The sequence below is a fragment of the Bacteroides intestinalis DSM 17393 genome (genome assembly GCF_000172175.1).
GTDB lineage: Bacteria > Bacteroidota > Bacteroidia > Bacteroidales > Bacteroidaceae > Bacteroides > Bacteroides intestinalis.
The window spans coordinates 1,455,027-1,474,339 of the sequence record NZ_ABJL02000008.1; the positions used below are offsets into that span (position 1 = coordinate 1,455,027).

A 19,313-nucleotide genomic window follows, 5' to 3' on the forward strand; every position below is an offset into this window, starting at 1 on the left:
CAATTTATAATTGAGGTTAGTCTTATGATTTGAACTTATTGATACAATCGATATAAGCTTCTACCGATGCGGCAATAATATCCGTATTCGCACCGAAACCATAATAGATATGATTGTCATATTCCACCTGCATGTGTACCTTACCCATATCGTCACTACCCTTGCTGATAGCCTGGATCGTAAATTCCTTCAGTGTCATATGGCGGTCAATGATCTTCTTTAAAGCCTTTATCGCTGCATCTACCGGACCGTTTCCACTAGCAGCCGCTTCAAACTTTTCACCGGAGATATTCAGTCCCAGACTAGCAACCGAACGCACACCTACTCCACTGGTCACTTGCAGATATTCCAATTTCACGCGGTGATTCTGAGTACGATCTGCACCGGCAAGCACCAAGATATCATCATCATTAATATCTTTCTTCTTATCCGCCAATTTCAGGAAAGCTTCATATACCTTATCCAGTTGTTCCTGTTCAAGATCCACGCCTAATACCTGCAAACGATTCTTCAAAGCAGCACGTCCGCTACGGGCAGTCAATACGATAGAATTATCGTCGATACCCACATCGTGCGGGTCGATAATTTCGTAAGTCTGCACATTCTTCAACACACCATCTTGATGGATACCCGATGAGTGTGCAAAGGCATTACGACCTACGATAGCCTTGTTAGGCTGCACCGGCATGTTCATCAAGCTTGAAACCATGCGGCTTGTCGGATAAATCTTCTGTGTATTGATGTTCGTTTCAATTTCAATATCTTTATGGCATTTGATAATCATAGCCACTTCCTCAAGCGAAGTATTACCTGCGCGTTCACCGATACCATTGATAGTAACCTCTACCTGGCGGGCACCATTCAGTACACCAGCCATCGTATTTGCAGTAGCCATTCCCAAGTCATTATGACAGTGCGTAGAAAGAATCGCTTTTTCAATACCACTCACATGCTCCATCAAATATTTGATCTTCGCTCCATATTCGTCCGGCAAACAATAGCCGGTCGTATCCGGAATGTTCACTACTGTAGCACCTGCCTTAATTACAGCTTCCACCACACGAGCCAAATATTCATTGTCCGTACGACCTGCATCTTCTGCATAGAACTCCACATCATCCACGTAACGACGAGCATACTTCACGGCAGCTACTGCACGCTCGATGATTTCCTCACGATTGGAATTGAATTTATACTTGATATGCGAATCCGATGTGCCGATACCGGTATGAATACGTTTATGCTTAGCAAACTTCAGAGCATCTGCAGCTACATCTATATCTTTTTGTACTGCACGGGTCAATGCGCAAATAGTAGGCCATGTCACCGCTTTGGATATTTCAATAACAGAGTTGAAATCTCCCGGACTGGAAATCGGGAATCCGGCTTCAATTACATCCACGCCTAGCAGTTCCAGTGCCTTTGCTACTTGAATCTTTTCCACTGTGTTCAATTGGCATCCCGGGACCTGCTCGCCATCGCGGAGCGTTGTGTCGAAAATAAATAACTTGTCACTCATTTCTTATAGTTTTTATAATTTATTGCCATTAAAAAAAGCCTTTCGCACTTGGAAGTGAGAAAGGCTTTCGAATATCCTAATCGTTACATATATTCACGCACAGCACTCACTTCCACTAAACCTTGCCAGTAGAATAATAATACCACACAGTAGAATATATGTAAAGTTCTGTATCATTTTTATCTTCTTGTTTTTATTATGACGGTGCAAAGGTATAGATAATTTTGTAGCATACAAACAAATTCGTAACTTTTTTCTCTAAAAAAACATCATTTTATAAGTTTGCTATCAAATAACTCTATAAAGTATAACAAAAAAGGGACATACTTGAACGTATGCCCCTTTTTTATATGATCCTATGTGATAAGAATTACTTCTTGTCGCAAGCTTTATCACATTCTTTTTTCTCTTTGCAGCAAGCTTTTGTGCTATCGCAAGCAGCAGAATCTGCCTTGCAGCAAGCTTTTGTTGAATCACATGCCTGTACTTCTTCTACAACTTCAACTTCAGTAGCTTCTACTTCAGTATTAGCTGCCTTTTTGTTACCACAAGAAGTCACGGCGAAAGAAAATGCAACTGCAACAGCTGCCAAAAATAACTTTGTCTTCATCTCTAATTTTGCTTTAAACATTAATAATAAATAGTGCGGCGCAAATATAAGCAAAAAATTAGAATTATACAAATACAAAAAGCCCCCATATCTTTCGATATGGAGGCTTTCCTGAAAAACGGCAACTACCTACTCTCCCACTTGACGCAGTACCATCGGCGTGATCAGGCTTAACTTCTCTGTTCGGAATGGGAAGAGGTGGAACCCTGATGCTATAGTCACCTGAATAAGTCAGACACGATGTAAAAAGTAAAGTCAGAAAACTGAACGTATATATCCGCCATACAAGGCAAGGACCAAAAGTGAACGGGCAATTAGTAATGCTCGGCTATGATGTTACCACCTGTACACCTGCATCCTATCAACGTCATCGTCTTTGACGACCCTAAGAAATCTAATCTTGTGGCTGGCTTCGTACTTAGATGCTTTCAGCACTTATCCAATCCCGACTTAGATACCCAGCAATGCACCTGGCGGCACAACTGGTAAACCAGAGGTCAGTCCAACACGGTCCTCTCGTACTAGTGTCAGAGCCACGCAAATTTCATACGCCCACGATAGATAGAGACCGAACTGTCTCACGACGTTCTGAACCCAGCTCGCGTGCCACTTTAATGGGCGAACAGCCCAACCCTTGGGACCTTCTCCAGCCCCAGGATGTGACGAGCCGACATCGAGGTGCCAAACCCCTCCGTCGATATGAGCTCTTGGGAGGGATCAGCCTGTTATCCCCGGAGTACCTTTTATCCTTTGAGCGATGTCCTTTCCATACAGAAACACCGGATCACTATGCTCTAGTTTCCTACCTGATCGACTTGTAAGTCTCCCAGTCAAGCGCCCTTATGCCATTACACTCTGCCGACGGTTACCAATCGTCGTGAGGGCACCTTTAGAAGCCTCCGTTACGTTTTTGGAGGCGACCACCCCAGTCAAACTACCCACCAAACAGTGTCCTCGTATCACGAGTTAGAACTCAAATAACCAAAGGGCCGTATTTCAACAGCGGCTCCACAAATACTGGCGTACCTGCTTCAAAGCCTCCGGCCTATCCTACACATCAATTACCCAAATTCAATGTTAAGCTATAGTAAAGGTTCACGGGGTCTTTTCGTCCCATCGCGGGTAATCGGCATCTTCACCGATACTACAATTTCACTGAGCTCACGGTTGAGACAGTGTCCAGATCATTACACCATTCGTGCAGGTCGGAACTTACCCGACAAGGAATTTCGCTACCTTAGGACCGTTATAGTTACGGCCGCCGTTTACTGGGGCTTCAATTCAATGCTTCTCTTGCGATGACATCTCCTCTTAACCTTCCAGCACCGGGCAGGTGTCAGGCTGTATACTTCATCTTTCAATTTTGCACAGCCCTGTGTTTTTGTTAAACAGTTGCCTGGACCGATTCTCTGCGCCCCACCTTACAGTGGGGACCCTTTATCCCGAAGTTACAGGGTCAATTTGCCTAGTTCCTTAACCGTGAATCACTCAAGCGCCTTAGTATATTCAACCCGACTACGTGTGTCCGTTTACGGTACGGGTACCTTAAAGATTAAGTTTAGCGGATTTTCTTGGGAGTATGATTACATGCGCTATTGGATTGTTCCGAAGAACGCTCCATACTATCAGGTTCGACTCTCGGAGCGGATTTGCCTACCCCGATCAACATCTACACCCTTCAACGGACTATTCCGTCAGTCCGCGGCACTGTCACGCCTCCGTCTCCACGTCACTCTTTAAGGTAGTACAGGAATATTAACCTGTTCTGCCATCGGCCTCACCGTTCGGCTGAGCCTTAGGACCCGACTAACCCTGATCCGATTAGCGTTGATCAGGAAACCTTAGTCTTTCGGCGAGGGGGTTTCTCACCCCCTTTATCGTTACTTATACCTACATTTGCTTTTCCACACGCTCCAGCAAAGCTCACGCTTCACCTTCGACGCGGAGTGGAATGCTCCCCTACCGATGTATTAAACATCCCATAGCTTCGGTAAACCACTTATGCCCGATTATTATCCACGCCAAACTCCTCGACTAGTGAGCTGTTACGCACTCTTTAAATGAATGGCTGCTTCCAAGCCAACATCCTAGCTGTCTTAGCAATCTGACTTCGTTAGATCAACTTAGTGGTTATTTCGGGACCTTAGCTGATGGTCCGGATTGTTCTCCTTTAGGACATGGACCTTAGCACCCATGCCCTCACTCCTGATATAGAACTAATACGCATTCGGAGTTTGTCAAGACTTGATAGGCGGCGAAGCCCTCGCATCTTATCAGTCGCTCTACCTCATATTAGTATAAATCAAGGCTGCACCTAAATGCATTTCGGGGAGTACGAGCTATCTCCAAGTTTGATTAGCCTTTCACCCCCACCCTCAGCTCATCCGGAAGCTTTTCAACGCTTATCGGTTCGGTCCTCCAGACAGTGTTACCTGTCCTTCAACCTGGCCAAGGGTAGATCACTTGGTTTCGCGTCTACTCCTTCCGACTATCCGCCCTGTTCAGACTCGCTTTCGCTTCGGCTGCGGATCTCAAGATCCTTAACCTTGCCGGAAAAAGTAACTCGTAGGTTCATTATGCAAAAGGCACGCCGTCACAGCATAAAGCTGCTCCGACCGCTTGTAGGCGCATGGTTTCAGGGACTATTTCACTCTTCTGTTCGAAGTGCTTTTCACCTTTCCTTCACAGTACTGGTTCGCTATCGGTCTCTCGGGAGTATTTAGCCTTACCGGATGGTCCCGGCAGATTCACGCAAGATTTCTCGTGTCCCGCGCTACTCAGGATACCACTAGGGTTAAGTTAGCTTCGTATACCGGGTTATCACCGTCTATGACTGAACTTTCCAGATCATTCTACTCACTAACTGTCGTCCCACGACGTGGTCCTACAACCCCATACATGCCGTAACACATATGGTTTGGGCTGTTCCCCGTTCGCTCGCCACTACTAGGGGAATCATTATTTATTTTCTCTTCCTACAGGTACTAAGATGTTTCAGTTCCCTGCGTTTGCCTCCTACTTAGTAGGATAATACCTCTTCAAGATATTGGGTTGTCCCATTCGGAAATCCGCGGATCAAAGGTCATTTGCACCTACCCGCGGCTTATCGCAGCTTATCACGTCCTTCATCGCCTCCGAGAGCCAAGGCATCCGCCATGCGCCCTTGCTTACTTTTAGTCTTACCTAGCCGTATGGCTCGATATATACTTTCAGCTTGTTATAACTTTACTTTTTTTGTACATCATGTCAAAGAACGTTTACCTCTAAAAGGTAGAGTGGAGAATAACGGATTCGAACCGTTGACCCCCTGCGTGCAAAGCAGGTGCTCTAGCCAGCTGAGCTAATCCCCCGAAGTAAGCAACCAACAGATTGCCAACTGCGTAGTCCCAGGCAGAGTTGAACTGCCGACCTCTACATTATCAGTGTAGCGCTCTAACCAACTGAGCTATAGGACTGTCGAGTTCAACCTCGCCTTGCGGCTCGGCTTCTTCTTTCTCATTTATATGTTTAAATAAACAATTACTCGTAGTCCAAGAGGTTCTTATGGTAGCATGACTTAAAGAACCAACTTTTTAATATAATACTTGGCTTGCGCCTCATTATACTCTGAGCGTCGCTCCAGAAAGGAGGTGTTCCAGCCGCACCTTCCGGTACGGCTACCTTGTTACGACTTAGCCCCAATTACCAGTTTTACCCTAGGACGCTCCTTGCGGTTACGTACTTCAGGTACCCCCGGCTTTCATGGCTTGACGGGCGGTGTGTACAAGGCCCGGGAACGTATTCACCGCGCCGTGGCTGATGCGCGATTACTAGCGAATCCAGCTTCATGGAGTCGGGTTGCAGACTCCAATCCGAACTGAGAGAGGCTTTTGGGATTAGCATCACATCGCTGTGTAGCTGCCTTCTGTACCCCCCATTGTAACACGTGTGTAGCCCCGGACGTAAGGGCCGTGCTGATTTGACGTCATCCCCACCTTCCTCACATCTTACGACGGCAGTCTCTCTAGAGTCCTCAGCATGACCTGTTAGTAACTAAAGATAAGGGTTGCGCTCGTTATGGCACTTAAGCCGACACCTCACGGCACGAGCTGACGACAACCATGCAGCACCTTCACAACTGCCCGAAGGAAGATCTGTTTCCAAATCCGTCAGTTGCAATTTAAGCCCGGGTAAGGTTCCTCGCGTATCATCGAATTAAACCACATGTTCCTCCGCTTGTGCGGGCCCCCGTCAATTCCTTTGAGTTTCACCGTTGCCGGCGTACTCCCCAGGTGGAATACTTAATGCTTTCGCTTGGCCGCTTGCTGTATATCGCAAACAGCGAGTATTCATCGTTTACTGTGTGGACTACCAGGGTATCTAATCCTGTTTGATACCCACACTTTCGAGCATCAGCGTCAGTTACAGTCCAGTAAGCTGCCTTCGCAATCGGAGTTCTTCGTGATATCTAAGCATTTCACCGCTACACCACGAATTCCGCCTACCTCTGCTGCACTCAAGACTACCAGTATCAACTGCAATTTTACGGTTGAGCCGCAAACTTTCACAACTGACTTAATAATCCGCCTACGCTCCCTTTAAACCCAATAAATCCGGATAACGCTCGGATCCTCCGTATTACCGCGGCTGCTGGCACGGAGTTAGCCGATCCTTATTCGTATGGTACATACAAAAAGCCACACGTGGCTCACTTTATTCCCATATAAAAGAAGTTTACAACCCATAGGGCAGTCATCCTTCACGCTACTTGGCTGGTTCAGACTCTCGTCCATTGACCAATATTCCTCACTGCTGCCTCCCGTAGGAGTTTGGACCGTGTCTCAGTTCCAATGTGGGGGACCTTCCTCTCAGAACCCCTATCCATCGATGTCTTGGTGGGCCGTTACCCCGCCAACAAACTAATGGAACGCATCCCCATCGATTATCGAAATTCTTTAATAACAAGAAGATGCCTTCTCGTTATGCTATCCAGTATTAATCTTTCTTTCGAAAGGCTATCCCGGAATAATCGGCAGGTTGGATACGTGTTACTCACCCGTGCGCCGGTCGCCATCAACCTATTGCTAGGTCATGCTGCCCCTCGACTTGCATGTGTTAAGCCTGTAGCTAGCGTTCATCCTGAGCCAGGATCAAACTCTTCATTGTAAAAGTATTGTTAGTCGGTATTGCTACCGATTCTTGCTCTGTTCAGGACGCTCGGTCTATTAAAAGTTTTCAAATTACCTATATATATAAGTTACTTGACGGTTCTTTTTTTATACCCAAGATTACTCCAAAAATGCAGTAACCTTGCTCTTGTACTACTTGTATTGTTTATGTAAATTCTTCAAAGATCGCTTCTTTTTTAAACTGATTTTCTTTTCAGAAAGCGGATGCAAAGGTAAGAACTTTTAAGCATATACTCCAAATAATTTCGGAAGTTTTTTTTCTTTTTTCTTTTTCTCGTCGTCTCTCTTTGCGAAAGGGAGATAAAGAGGAAAGAAAAAGAAGTTCTTAACAACACCGGTTTCTTAATCAGTAAATCAATCAGCGATTGCATTCCTTTTCGGAAAGCGGGTGCAAAGGTAAGAACTTTATCACATATCTTCCAAATGTTTTCGGAAGTTTTTTTTCAAATTTCTTTTCGACTGCCGCATTCTTGGTTGGAATTAAGGCAAAAGGAAAGAAAAACGTCAGAGTTCTTACGCCGCTTCTGTCAGAATGTCAATTGCAAGGCTTTCCGTCTCTTGGAAAGCGGGTGCAAAAGTAGCGCATATATCCATTCAATCCAAATATATCTATCATTTTTTCACAAGTTTTTTGAAACTAATTTGTAACTCGTTGATTGATAAGGATGTTGTAGAACATATTTTTAAAAGGAGGTGTGGGCGGGCACGGAAGGATATACATTATATATATACGTGCACGCGAGAAAGAGAGAATTGAGATAGTATTATTATAAATAAGCAGGATTCTGAGGCGGGGGATCTTGCAAAATAGTGAAAGCATGAAAGCAAGGACACTCTTTTATCCATTCTTCCGGTTCTATTTCACCGTTATGGTTCAGGTCGGGGCTAAGATCACGATGTCCCACTAACCTACTACCGGGATAATCCCGCAATAGCAACATGACCAATACACGGAGGGAATGTTTCTGGAAATCGGTTCTCGTATCGGAAGCGCGGCCGTTCGTATCCAACCCGCCTTCATAGCATACACCTATTGAGTGAGCATTGTAACCTTTCGCATGTGCACCGGGCGTTTTTACCGGACGAAGACTTTTGATATCCCCGTTCTTCCTTATATAATAATGATAACCTGCGCCGGAGAAGCCCCGGCGCAGGTGGTCTGTGGTTAAATCATATTCCGTATAACAACGGTCAGCGCGGGTGGCGCTGCAATGAATCACGATTATATCAATTTTTCTCATAGATAAAAGATTATACTGTCATCGCATGCGCACTCAGCGCACCCAATAGAGCAGAAGCTACAGCAATTACAATTTTCAAAATCTTGTCCCAGGTCCTTTTCTTCATAAGAGAGTTTTTTAGTGATTAGCGATTAGTGATAAATGATAAGCAGGCGGCGCAGCCTTTAATTTTTAATTTCCAAAGCCTCCGGATTTAGACCCTATCCCAGCGGATCATCCTCAATCCCGCCGTCGCCGCCGGAATCACCACCGCCGGAGTTGCCACCGGAAGAACTGCCATCTTCGTCTTTCGGTTTTTCCAATGCGAATGTTACATTTGCAGGGCTTCTGGTGACGGCATGGCTGTTATTTACCAACTTCAGCTCCTTGTCCGGAACAAAACGGATATTCACCCGTTTGATATTCTTCACGGTACACTCTGCCGAAGTAGCTACTCCCGGACAGCAAAATGTCATATGAAACGTACCAAACAGGTTCAACTTCACCTTGTTCCCATTAACCAGATTCTCCTGAACCTCCTCTACGAGAGCTTCGATCACATGTTTCACATCTCCTTTCGTCATCGCACAACTTTTTTGTATGGCGGCGGCAAGGGTATCCACATCCACAGTCTTGCACGTACCGGGTTTCTGACGGAGATAGAAAAATTGGGGAGACGCCGAATCAGTCACGATTTTTCTGCGCATATAGCGCTCTACGGTTACATCCATAAGTAAAACAAATTAAGTTAAGATTTAAGTTATTATTACTCTTTCAAGTATGATACAAAGATACAACATCAGAGGGCGGAAGTCAAGCTTATTACTAAATATTTCTAAACAAATAATGACCGTTTTTAACCGATTAGAACCATATCACTTCGCATGCTTCATCAGCCATTCATCAGGCGGGATATAATCCCCCATTTTTGTCAGACTGGGGTTATGTCCGAAATAAACATCACCCGTTTCATCATTCCTATGTTTCGCAACGATCACCACACCAAGCCCGTCAGAAGGATATCTACTCTTATGTTCCGTTTTCAAACCATGCAGGGCAGGACGATACAGCAACATTACCATATCCGCATCCTGCTCGATGGCACCACTTTCGCGCAGGTCACTCAGAAGAGGCCGGCAATCGGGACGTCCTTCACTCATACGGTTCAACTGACTGAGCAACAATACTGGTACATCCAGTTCTTTAGCCATTAGTTTGGCCTTACGGGTGGCTTGCGTCACTTCCTGCTCACGATTGCGATTGTTCTGATCAGACTTCATATCACAAAGTTGCAAGTAATCCACGATGACCCTATCGCATCCTCCTTTACTTTTCAGCATACGAGCCACCGAGCGTACATGATCCATACTAATCACCGGACTATCTTCCACCCGGATGGGAAGCTGGGAAAGCTGGTAGGAAGCCTCACGCACCTGGCGCAATTCGCTTGTGCCGAGTTGCCCTCTGCGCAAGTGTGAAGCATCTACATCTTCAGCGGCAACAACCAGCCAACGGTCTCCCAAACGCTCTCCCTGCATTTCCAGACTGAAAACCACTACCGAATATCCCGCTATTGCCGCTGCCCTGGCCAGATGCAATGCAAAGGCCGTTTTTCCTGCTGCCGGGCGGGGTGGCAGCAATGACATCCAGATCTCCCCGATGCCACCCCGCCGTCAACTTGTCCAGATCCGTAAAATCGGTAGGGATACCAGTAATACCATTCCGGTTCCCTTCCACACGTGCTTCTACCTGTACCATAGTATCTTCCATCAACTGGCCCATTGTGCGGAGATGGTCGGCAGTTCCCATCTCTCCTTCAAGGTGGTCGAGCAAATCGTGTATGCCTGCCAGCACATCTGCTATATCCACGGACTCGTCGGAAGCCGCAGCCAGTAGTTTGTACGAACCCAGAATCACTTCACGGCGGACATACATCTCACGCAGTATGCACGCATGATATTCCAGATGTGCCCCCGATGCTACGCGTGAAGCAAGCCGCACCAACGTATAAGGACCGCCCACCTTCTCCAGATTACCACACGAAGCCAGTTCATACTTCACTGTAAGTATGTCAATCTGTTTCCCGGCACGAAATATGGCCTGAATGACAGCAAGAAACAACTTATCTGCCAGATACTTCGCCGCCTGCCTGCAAAACTTCGTATCGCGCAAATGAAAGAGGTACTCGTCAATATGTTCCAAAGCCTGTTTCCGTTCGTTCTGCGATAATTTCTTCCACTCCCTGAGAGCACTTTCCCTATTCTGCCGAGCCATACGGGTGGTTTCATGATATTCATTCCAGAACTGGCCGAAGCTTTCTTCCACGGCAGAATCACCCTTTTTTCCGGTCTGACTTTTACCTGTCCACACGTCGTAGCCCGGTATGCGGATATGACTGGCACAGTCACCTTTCACTTGTTCAATGTTACCTTCGGCAACGAGTCTCATGAAGTAGTGCCGGGTTCGTCCAAGGCTCCATCCTAAAATTTCCGCCCAATGGCTATAGGAAATAACTGACTCTCCACGTGCACAAACCACATTCGTATTCACACGCCTCACTACTGCTTCTGCATAATTGACATATGTCAGTATCCTCAAAAAGGCTTCCATATCTCCACTTGCTTCATGGTGTTCGTCAAATGCTTTCAAAAGTAAAGCTCGTGGTATCATAACATAACCTGTTGTTCCTAAATTTCTATCCATTTTTTATCATTGTTTTTGTTAGCGAGCACAAAAGTATGACAAGAAATCTATTTTCCGTCTCCCGCTTGTTTCGGTTGGTTGCAATCATCCGATACAGGTTCGTATTAGTCTAATAAGTTTCGTTAGAGAAAGTCTATTTATAACGGAAAATAATAAGCTAAATGATAAGTTAGCGGACTGAATTTTAAGCCTGAAAGGCTTGCATTATATAGCGTAGGGCATCACCCTACGTAATATACATCCCCATTTCTGAGCCCTGAAAGGGCGAGATAAAGCGTGTATGCTTGATTGCGCCCTTTCAGGGCTTAAATAGATATACATAATCACGTAGGGCGATGCCCTACGCTATGTAATCTCAGGCTTTCAGCCTTATAAAATCCGCGTTCGTCCGCCTTGTCCGCGTATCAATTTAGCTCATAACCCGCCAGAAGTGAATATATTCGGACAAAAACAGCAAACTTATTTTGAGTAGGTTTGCGGTTAATATAGTAGCCTGATTATTAGACACCTACCCATTCCGGCAAACAGACATCCGTACAATTAACCGTACATAAATAAATAATATAAGAAACTAAAAGAAGGATATATTAAAATATATCCTTCGCATTTCCGGAGATTGAGACCAGTCTCCTTCTCAACTAAACGGCTGCTTTTCGAGTTCCTCTTTCGCCTGATTGGGAACGTCCAGATGCCGGATCACTATCGCAATCTGTAGTGGGGTCAATGTGGTGACCTTATCAGTGTACTCCGCCTCCAGCAAGTCTGCATATAGTTGCGGTATCCCCTTAATATGTTTTCGAAACGAACGGATGGACGAACTGTTGTACTCACACGGATAATACGCCTGTGCCACTTCGGACAGAGGATGACAGCCCTGAAGCAGCCAGTCAAAATTTCTTTCTTTCATTATAATTAAAAAATTAATTAGTACGGACTATGCATCCGTCTTTTAAAAATATCGGGCGCAAAATTACAAAGAAATAAAAAGTCAAAAAATACGATACTCACAAGTTGAGTATCGCCTTCCCCGTTCTTTCTTAAAATAAGAATTCACTGTAGCCGGACTGACAAAGCGGCGGTTCGGAATATGCAAACAACTTTCAAACAAATAGCGAGAACAGATGACATAACAGACATAGGTATAATTGAGGTGTTGTATATGCATACGGTGCTGAATACGATCGTAAACACGAAAAGCATACATAAAGAATTCTTTCACTTCTGTACGTGAAACAATGCGATGCCGGCGACGTTGTTTCCTGACATGTTCCATCATGACCAACACGTATTCTATTTGTCTGATATTCTCTGCATTATTCTGCATACTACACAACAAATTTCCATCCGTTCCTGTTGGTGGACATAGCGTTGTTTGGTACGTTCAAGCCGTTCTTCCAATAGTGTTTTTGTCATTAAATTCATACTTTTCTTTTTATTAGTTATTAATTTGTATTTTAAAACACAGAAGACGCAGAGAGAGTGTAAATGAATACAATTTATCATGTATTTATCTGTACTTCTGCGTCTTCCGCACCCTGATTTACATCAGGCAGTTCAATCACCGCTGAAGCGGAATCTTATTCCATTTTTTTCCTGTACACAACGGGTAGTATGGGCGTCATAATCTCGTAAACCACTTATTTCCGGTTTAGAACTACCACTGCCTCCATCTGCTCTGAACACCGACATGCTCTCTACTGCAGAGATATACCCCACTACTCCCACATTGTTCAATTGATATATCGCAGGTGGATATCCGGTGAACCGTATATAAAACTTATTGCCCGTATCATCATATTTAAGCAATATTCCACCATCATTTTGCGCACTTGTAGGAATCGCAGTTGCATTACGATTTACCAGAACAGTAAGCTCGCTTTTCTGAGGAACCCGCCATCCAGCAGGACATGGATCATGAATAGTCTTGGTAGTACCCCATAAAGGAAGAGGGTTGTCCGTTATTGCGGGACATCGTCAGCATATCTTTCGGAATGGCATTGACCGCTGCCTCGTATGCTCCCAGATTTCGATCCATTATAATAGTGGCAGTAGTACCGTCAGAAGAACTGGCCGGTACCAGTTTCAACTTCCGCTTCGTCTCCGGTGTCAGCACCGTTTCGGTTCCCGAGGCATCGGGATGATAATCCGTCACCCACACATGCCAGCTCCAAAGGATATTTCCCGTACCATTTTCTCCGTCATAAGCGGCAATCACACCACTTCCGCCAGATGTGTTGGCTGCTGCGCGACAGTAAATAAGGCACTGCCCCACTCCATTGGCGGGAACCAGTGTTATGGATGAACCGTCCGTACGCTTTATATCCACAATGTTGGTATGGTCGTCGTCACTGTTGGCAATGCCCATCACAGGATCGCCCACATCACCGTTTTCCTTAGTCTGCCAAAGTAATTTCACGGATTTTATCCCGGAACTACTGCACCACTCCACCAGTTTGTCATTCGTTATAGAGTTCCCACCCTGATGAAACGAAAACGGATCGAAGCAGAACGCAGCACCCGGTGTAACCATGAAGCAATTGGCAGTGGGGATAAGATTATTGTTATTTTGGGAGGCCGGTATAGGGTCGATATACGTTACGCGTCCGTCATTTGCAGGAATACCTGTATGATTGAAATTCACGGTATAATTGTAATTGGTGTTACCAAAAACATTGAAATCCGATGCTTCCCTGCCACCCAGATAAACACGATAGTCCAATTTCTTCTTCATATCTGTTTTGTTCACTGCCACAAAATTCACAAAAGCACTTCCCTAGGGTGCATTAGCTTTCGTGCGTAGTATCTCCGAAGTAGCAGCAGCAGAATTGCCACGCGCATTGGCAGGAATCCAGCAAGAATAAGTGCCACTGTTGCCCACCGAAGGAACTTCAATCGTAGTGAATTGCTGGATAAGAAACGGATAAGTACCGTCGTTTTCATCCAGTGCATCTACCACGGTATATCCCAAAGGTACGCTCTGAATCAAAATCTGCTTCATATGAAAATCACTGACGGTATAGGTCCATTTCACTGTGAGACGGGTTGCCAGACGTTTCAGTCGGAAACGGACGTCATAAGCTCCGTCAATACTCTAGATGATGTACTTGCCTGATTCCTGTACCACTTTCACATGTTTCAGGTGAAGTACATAAGGCATCTTGTTCATGCTTGACTGGTCCGTCGGATTTATCCGGCTAATCACTGTCGAGTCAGCAGTTATATTTTCCTGCACTTTCTGTAAGGTTCTGGTTCCCAATTCAGTTTTAACTGTTTTACCGTCTCCGCGTGTCACAATCACCAGTTGGCAGTCGTCACTTACCTGCAGTGTTACATCCAGGGCTGTGCCGATGGTGGCTTGCGCAAAAGTCGTACCTGCCAAGTGTGTGCCTGCGGAGTTGTACTGCCTGATCTCCAGGTTATATAAGGCATCCGGAGTGAGTTCGGTAACATCACGGGTTAATACTTGGGGCACAGGCTCGCGCTGAAGGCGGTTATACCGCCTTCAGCGCGAGCCCGAGGCTATTTCATATCCGTCGGTTTCGGGAGCGAAATCGAATGCCAGCGGCACCGTCACCAGTTTCTCATTATCCACCGGGATTTCCCCCTCGGTTATCTTATCCTCACATCCTGCCAGCCCACTCATAAGTGCAACCAGCCCTAAAAACATAGTAAAAATACTTCCAAATTTCATTCGTTTCATATTTATATTAATTTTATAAAATAGTTCATTATCTCCAAAACAGACGGTCTATTCACGACAAACAGACCATCCGTTTCACTGTTACAGATAGTCTGTTCTGCATAAACAGACCATCTGTTTTTATTCTTCATTCCTGCATACAGCGCAGGCGATCCGGAATATCAGAAAACAAACCATCCCGCCTCATGCAGCATTCACTGCATAAAGCGGGACGGAAAACTTAATGACAAATATCTTTTTTCGGATATATCCTCCTAAATCAACTTTGCTTCTCTACAATCCACTTCTCAATGTTTCGCGTCTTGTTACTGAAGTTCACGCCAATCTTGAACAGTTGCCGGCCGTCCTTCTCGAAAGGCTGTGCATAACCTTTCTCGTTAATTTGCGCCATGGCCTCCTCGGCGGTACCGTTCAGCTTGAATTCCATCACATAGATGAAACGGTCCGTCTGCAACACCAGGTCAATGCGTCCGTCCGAGGTGTGACGTTCTGCATTGACATAGAAACCCAGGAGCTTGTCAATGATGAAAAGCACATTCTGATAATGAAGTTCAAGATCGCTCACCAACTCGTAAGGGGTATCTGCAAAGAAACTACGAAGACGCTTGAAGAAAGCATCAACGTCTCCGGCACGCAATTCCATCACGAACTTTTGTATCTCAAAAGGAGCCTCCACTTTACTGAGCCGGGTATAGAAAGGTACCAAAAACTTAATGAACCCCTCTTCTACCTCCCTATTCGGGAAACCGAGACGATAGAGGCCGAATTCCTTGTCGTACCCTTTTATGGTGAGATACCCACTCTGAAAAATCACAGGAATGGGGTCTTCGTCACCATAGATACTATTCAGAACATCGGCATCAGTCTGTACGTGTGCCATACGTTCTAAATCGTAATGGCTACGCTTTAACAATTCCACGAGATAGGTAGGCGTACCTGTCTCAAACCAGTAGCTGCCGAACTTCATCTTATAGAAAGTGTTCAGCACGCTGAAAGGATTATAGATGCCTTCCGTATTCTCAACGAAATGATAGCCATCGTAGCACTCTTTCAGTTCGGCGGCGGTTTGCTCGTAAGTCATCTTTTGCGCGGCGGCCAGCTCATGCAATTCGGCTTTCAGATTCTCATGTATTTCCCGCTCCGTCATTCCACAGATAGAGACAAACGGTTCGTACATAGAAATATCATTCAGATTATTCAAGTCACTAAACACACTTATCTTACCAAACTTCGTAACTCCCGTCAGCAAAGCGAACTTGATGCAGCCGTCCAAAGTCTTCAATACCCCGTAAAAGGGTTTCAGCATGTTGCGGAACTCACGTTGCAAGGCTTCATTGCCGATGGCTTGCAACATAGGTTTATCATACTCGTCCACAAGGATTACGACACGCTGTCCCGTTTGTTCATAAGCCAAACGAATGACATGGTAAAACCGTTCTTCAGGCGCACGATCGGAATAGGGGCTGCTATAGGTCCGCTCCCAGATTTCAAGATTTTTATTCAGTTCCTCAAGCAGAGAATCGGCATCTTCATAGTTACGGGCATTCAGATCAAGATGTAGCACTGGATAATTTATCCAGTCCTTTTCCTGCTTCTCCATCGCCAACCCGGTGAACAGTTCCTTCTTCCCCAGGAAATAGGCTTCGAGGGTAGAAACCAGCAAACTCTTTCCGAAACGGCGCGGACGGCTCAGGAAATAATAACGTCCCGTCTTCACCATTTGATAAATCAAGGCCGTTTTATCTATATAGAAATAGTTATCTCTACGAAGACTTTCGAAATTCTGAATACCAATAGGATAAATCTTGCTGCTCATACACATTGCTTTTTACATTGTTTACGTACAGCAAAGATAGCAATTGTTTTCCGTTATTCCAGCATGTCAAAGAGCGAATGTATTCAAATTACTTTGAATCATTCCTTATCGTTAATCAGCCTTTTCCTGCACGCAACGAAGCGGATGGGCGTCAGACTGGTACTTAGTTATGATAGTAAACAATTCACTGGAGGTTCCTCCTGAATTAAACCATCCTGCATAGGAATTATAGCCATTATCAGTTCCCTTATTTCGGGTCCATATCGTACACAAGTCTCCAATAAACTCGAATGTATCCATGTATCTGCCATAACCTGTAAACCGGAAATAAGAGGCATGCCCGCCATTCAACTGTTCGAAATAAAGCAGATAGCCGCCATCGTCATTTCTCGTATTATAATTCTTTATATTATTGTTAGGCAGACTGCTTCCATTCTGATTCACAGCAGCCAGATCAACCCGGGATATAACTCTCCACCCGGCAGGACATGGGTCCCAAACAGGTTTATCCGTTTCATCCCACCCTTTGAATGACGCTGCTACGATATTTGTCTAGGCAGGACCTTTGCTACTGGCTGCATAAAATACAAGCGGCTACCGGCAAGATGTCTGGTAACTGATTGTCCTCCATTCACCACGTATGTAATCCCATCCGCTGCATAGCGGTTCAACATACCTTCGGGAGGCGTAGATGAATTCTTATTATTAATTACGCAGATCTTTTTAGTCGTATAGCTACTTGGGAACGGGTCTTTGCGCCCCCACTGATAATGGAAACCATTGGTCTTGGACATTTCGACAAATGAAGTCGGAGCTTCATCTACATATCCCGCCATTGCTCCCAAATTACGGTCCATCATCGGAAGTACACTTGCATTGTTCAGCGAAAAGAGCAGCTTCCGCTTATTAACCAGCTCCAAGACTTGTTCACCTCCACGGGTATCCGGCTTATAATCCGTCACCCAAACATGCCAGCTCCAGACAATGTTTCCCGTACCATCCGGACCGTCGTATGCAGCAATCACTCCGTTACCTCCGGTGGTGTTGGCAGCTACACGGCAATAGATGCGGCATTGCCCTTTATCATTGGCTGGCACCGTATTGATATCACTATTATCTATCGTTCGTTTTATGTCTACAATATTGGTATGGTCATCATCACTATTAGCAATTCCCATTACAGGATCACCCACATCACCGTTTTCACGGGTTTGCCAAAGCAGCTTTACCGACTTGATGCCTGTACTGGCAGTACCATACCAGCCCGTCATTTGTGAATTGGTGATCTCTGTTCCGTTTTGCTGGAATGCGAAAGGGTCGAAGCAGAATGAACCGCCCGGCTCCACCATAAAGCAATTGGCGGTGGGCACCAGATTATCGTTATTTTCCGAAGCAGGAATAGGGGCGATATAGGTCACACGATTATCACCCGTAGGGATGCCGACGTGCGCAAAGTTCACGGTATAAGAGTAATCCTTATTGCGATACATATTAAAATCCGTAGAAGAACCGGAACCGATATAAACACGGTAGTCGAGCTTCTTCTTTCCGTCAGTCGTGTTCACGGCTACGAAATTGAAAAAGGTACTGCCTACAGGAGCATTCGCTTTCGTGCGCTGCGTTTCCGTGGTAGCGGCAGCACTTTCGCCACGCACATTGGCGGGCATCCAGCAGGAATAAGAACCATGTGCGGCATTGGCATCCGCAACAGGTATTTCAAGCATGGTGAACTGCGAAACGATGGAGGGATAGGTGTCGTCAGTCTCCGGTCTATCCACGATGGTATAGTTCAACGGTACACTCTGAATCAGGAGTTGTTTCAATTTATAATCTGTAACACTATAATCCCATGTTACAGTCAGACGCGTAGCCAGACGTTTCAGCATCAGGCGCATGTCGTAGCTGCCGTCCGGACTCTGAATGATAGCTTTACCATTGACAACGGCTACCTTTACATGCTTCAAATGAAGCACGTAAGGCATAGCGTTCATACTCCCCGTAGCCGAGGGGTCAATCGCATTTATCACGGAAGAATTTACTATCATACTTTGTACTTGTTCTAATGTTTTTGTTCCTAAAGCCGTCACTGCAGGACCGTTACCACGGGCTACCAATACTAACTGGCAGTTGTCAGACGCCTGCAAAGTGACGTCCAGACTTGTGCCGATGTTGACGGTACCGTAATCATTTCCCGTCAGGTGGTTTCCGTTGATGTCGTACTGACGGATTTCCAGGTTGTAAAGCTGATCCGGAACTCAGTCGAAGCACGCGTTATCACACCGGGCAACAGGCTCGCGTTGAAGGCGGTAGAACCGCCTTCAACGCGAGCCGTTGCGGTATAACTCACCAAATGATTCTTCGGCGAAGCCGAAACTCAAAGGTACTGTGACCAACTCTTGTCCTGATACCGGAGACACCGAATCATCTATCCGGTCATCACACCCGATAATACCGCTACACAGGGCTGTAAGCCCAAAAAGCAAATAAATATTTCTTTTAAATATCCGTTTCATATATTCTTTGTTTTAATTATCTATTCAAAGCCGGAACGCCGGAAAACAAACCGTCCCACCTCGC

At 45.5% G+C, this 19,313-nt stretch carries 16 protein-coding genes, 2 tRNA genes, 3 rRNA genes and 1 pseudogene; all 22 read right to left on the reverse strand.

Annotated elements, in window-relative coordinates:
* Window positions 1-22: 22 nt before the first annotated feature.
* The 22 genes and pseudogenes from BACINT_RS15120 to BACINT_RS15205 all read right to left on the reverse strand — a co-directional run bounded on the left by BACINT_RS15120 (window position 23) and on the right by BACINT_RS15205 (window position 19,249).
* Window positions 23-1,519, reverse strand: a complete 1,497-nt coding sequence (locus tag BACINT_RS15120) for a 2-isopropylmalate synthase (RefSeq protein WP_007664509.1) — start codon at window positions 1,517-1,519, stop codon at window positions 23-25.
* 370 nt (window positions 1,520-1,889) lie between these two features.
* Window positions 1,890-2,129 carry a hypothetical protein gene (locus BACINT_RS15125; RefSeq protein WP_022208084.1) on the reverse strand — a complete coding sequence of 80 codons (240 nt, stop codon included), beginning with the start codon at window positions 2,127-2,129 and terminating at the stop codon, window positions 1,890-1,892.
* A gap of 116 nt (window positions 2,130-2,245) precedes the next feature.
* Window positions 2,246-2,355: ribosomal RNA gene (gene rrf / locus BACINT_RS15130) — 5S ribosomal RNA — on the reverse strand.
* A gap of 68 nt (window positions 2,356-2,423) precedes the next feature.
* A 23S ribosomal RNA gene (locus tag BACINT_RS15135) occupies window positions 2,424-5,306 on the reverse strand.
* A 99-nt stretch (window positions 5,307-5,405) separates the two neighbouring features.
* Window positions 5,406-5,479: transfer RNA gene (locus BACINT_RS15140), tRNA-Ala, on the reverse strand.
* Between the two features lie 31 nt (window positions 5,480-5,510).
* Window positions 5,511-5,584, reverse strand: a tRNA-Ile gene (locus BACINT_RS15145).
* A 167-nt stretch (window positions 5,585-5,751) separates the two neighbouring features.
* Window positions 5,752-7,274: ribosomal RNA gene (locus BACINT_RS15150) — 16S ribosomal RNA — on the reverse strand.
* Together the 16S, 23S and 5S rRNA genes with 2 tRNA genes alongside form the textbook arrangement of a ribosomal RNA operon.
* 790 nt (window positions 7,275-8,064) lie before the next feature.
* Window positions 8,065-8,538, reverse strand: a complete 474-nt coding sequence (locus tag BACINT_RS15155) for an N-acetylmuramoyl-L-alanine amidase (protein ID WP_007664516.1) — start codon at window positions 8,536-8,538, stop codon at window positions 8,065-8,067.
* 10 nt (window positions 8,539-8,548) lie between these two features.
* A complete protein-coding gene (locus tag BACINT_RS24220; protein ID WP_021967006.1) occupies window positions 8,549-8,644 on the reverse strand; it encodes a smalltalk protein in 96 nt (31 codons plus the stop codon).
* A gap of 94 nt (window positions 8,645-8,738) precedes the next feature.
* Entirely contained in the window at window positions 8,739-9,248 is a 510-nt protein-coding gene (locus tag BACINT_RS15160) for an HU family DNA-binding protein (protein WP_007664518.1), read from the reverse strand.
* 144 nt (window positions 9,249-9,392) lie between these two features.
* Window positions 9,393-10,629: pseudogene (locus BACINT_RS23765) on the reverse strand (replicative DNA helicase); the annotation flags it as partial.
* Between the two features lie 1,225 nt (window positions 10,630-11,854).
* Window positions 11,855-12,127 carry a DUF4248 domain-containing protein gene (locus BACINT_RS15170; RefSeq protein ID WP_007664523.1) on the reverse strand — a complete coding sequence of 91 codons (273 nt, stop codon included), beginning with the start codon at window positions 12,125-12,127 and terminating at the stop codon, window positions 11,855-11,857.
* Window positions 12,128-12,208: 81 nt separating this feature from the next.
* The gene (locus BACINT_RS15175; RefSeq protein WP_052302183.1) at window positions 12,209-12,544 is read right to left on the reverse strand and encodes a hypothetical protein; all 336 of its coding nucleotides are present in this window, start codon (window positions 12,542-12,544) and stop codon (window positions 12,209-12,211) included.
* Window positions 12,545-12,774: 230 nt separating this feature from the next.
* The gene (locus BACINT_RS24590) at window positions 12,775-13,026 is read right to left on the reverse strand and encodes a hypothetical protein (protein ID WP_225663035.1); all 252 of its coding nucleotides are present in this window, start codon (window positions 13,024-13,026) and stop codon (window positions 12,775-12,777) included.
* Between the two features lie 106 nt (window positions 13,027-13,132).
* Window positions 13,133-13,951, reverse strand: coding sequence for a hypothetical protein (locus tag BACINT_RS24595; RefSeq protein ID WP_052302184.1), 819 nt, complete (start codon window positions 13,949-13,951; stop codon window positions 13,133-13,135).
* Between the two features lie 42 nt (window positions 13,952-13,993).
* The gene (locus tag BACINT_RS24600; RefSeq protein ID WP_007664533.1) at window positions 13,994-14,218 is read right to left on the reverse strand and encodes a hypothetical protein; all 225 of its coding nucleotides are present in this window, start codon (window positions 14,216-14,218) and stop codon (window positions 13,994-13,996) included.
* 93 nt (window positions 14,219-14,311) lie between these two features.
* Window positions 14,312-14,692, reverse strand: a complete 381-nt coding sequence (locus BACINT_RS24605) for a hypothetical protein (protein WP_007664535.1) — start codon at window positions 14,690-14,692, stop codon at window positions 14,312-14,314.
* 30 nt (window positions 14,693-14,722) lie between these two features.
* Entirely contained in the window at window positions 14,723-14,920 is a 198-nt protein-coding gene (locus BACINT_RS15185) for a hypothetical protein (protein ID WP_007664537.1), read from the reverse strand.
* A gap of 259 nt (window positions 14,921-15,179) precedes the next feature.
* Window positions 15,180-16,736, reverse strand: a complete 1,557-nt coding sequence (locus BACINT_RS15190; RefSeq protein WP_007664541.1) for an ATP-binding protein — start codon at window positions 16,734-16,736, stop codon at window positions 15,180-15,182.
* Window positions 16,737-16,847: 111 nt separating this feature from the next.
* Entirely contained in the window at window positions 16,848-17,180 is a 333-nt protein-coding gene (locus BACINT_RS15195) for a hypothetical protein (RefSeq protein ID WP_007664544.1), read from the reverse strand.
* A gap of 95 nt (window positions 17,181-17,275) precedes the next feature.
* Window positions 17,276-18,781, reverse strand: coding sequence for a DUF4906 domain-containing protein (locus BACINT_RS15200; RefSeq protein WP_232288772.1), 1,506 nt, complete (start codon window positions 18,779-18,781; stop codon window positions 17,276-17,278).
* Between the two features lie 273 nt (window positions 18,782-19,054).
* Window positions 19,055-19,249 (reverse strand): hypothetical protein, encoded by a 195-nt coding sequence (locus tag BACINT_RS15205; RefSeq protein ID WP_007664548.1) that lies wholly within the window; start codon window positions 19,247-19,249, stop codon window positions 19,055-19,057.
* Window positions 19,250-19,313: the final 64 nt, after the last annotated feature.

Bases quoted from the DNA above. Each gene is read 5' to 3' on its own strand.
- BACINT_RS24595 (WP_052302184.1), bottom strand. From the start codon at position 13,951: ATGAAGAAGAAATTGGACTATCGTGTTTATCTGGGTGGCAGGGAAGCA.
- BACINT_RS15200 (WP_232288772.1), bottom strand. From the start codon at position 18,781: ATGATAGTAAATTCTTCCGTGATAAATGCGATTGACCCCTCGGCTACG.
- BACINT_RS15155 (WP_007664516.1), bottom strand. From the start codon at position 8,538: ATGAGAAAAATTGATATAATCGTGATTCATTGCAGCGCCACCCGCGCT.
- BACINT_RS15120 (WP_007664509.1), bottom strand. From the start codon at position 1,519: ATGAGTGACAAGTTATTTATTTTCGACACAACGCTCCGCGATGGCGAG.
- BACINT_RS24600 (WP_007664533.1), bottom strand. From the start codon at position 14,218: ATGAAGCAGATTTTGATTCAGAGCGTACCTTTGGGATATACCGTGGTA.
- BACINT_RS24220 (WP_021967006.1), bottom strand. From the start codon at position 8,644: ATGAAGAAAAGGACCTGGGACAAGATTTTGAAAATTGTAATTGCTGTA.
- BACINT_RS15160 (WP_007664518.1), bottom strand. From the start codon at position 9,248: ATGGATGTAACCGTAGAGCGCTATATGCGCAGAAAAATCGTGACTGAT.
- BACINT_RS15190 (WP_007664541.1), bottom strand. From the start codon at position 16,736: ATGAGCAGCAAGATTTATCCTATTGGTATTCAGAATTTCGAAAGTCTT.
- BACINT_RS15185 (WP_007664537.1), bottom strand. From the start codon at position 14,920: ATGAAACGAATGAAATTTGGAAGTATTTTTACTATGTTTTTAGGGCTG.
- BACINT_RS15205 (WP_007664548.1), bottom strand. From the start codon at position 19,249: ATGAAACGGATATTTAAAAGAAATATTTATTTGCTTTTTGGGCTTACA.
- BACINT_RS15170 (WP_007664523.1), bottom strand. From the start codon at position 12,127: ATGAAAGAAAGAAATTTTGACTGGCTGCTTCAGGGCTGTCATCCTCTG.
- BACINT_RS15125 (WP_022208084.1), bottom strand. From the start codon at position 2,129: ATGAAGACAAAGTTATTTTTGGCAGCTGTTGCAGTTGCATTTTCTTTC.
- BACINT_RS15175 (WP_052302183.1), bottom strand. From the start codon at position 12,544: ATGCAGAATAATGCAGAGAATATCAGACAAATAGAATACGTGTTGGTC.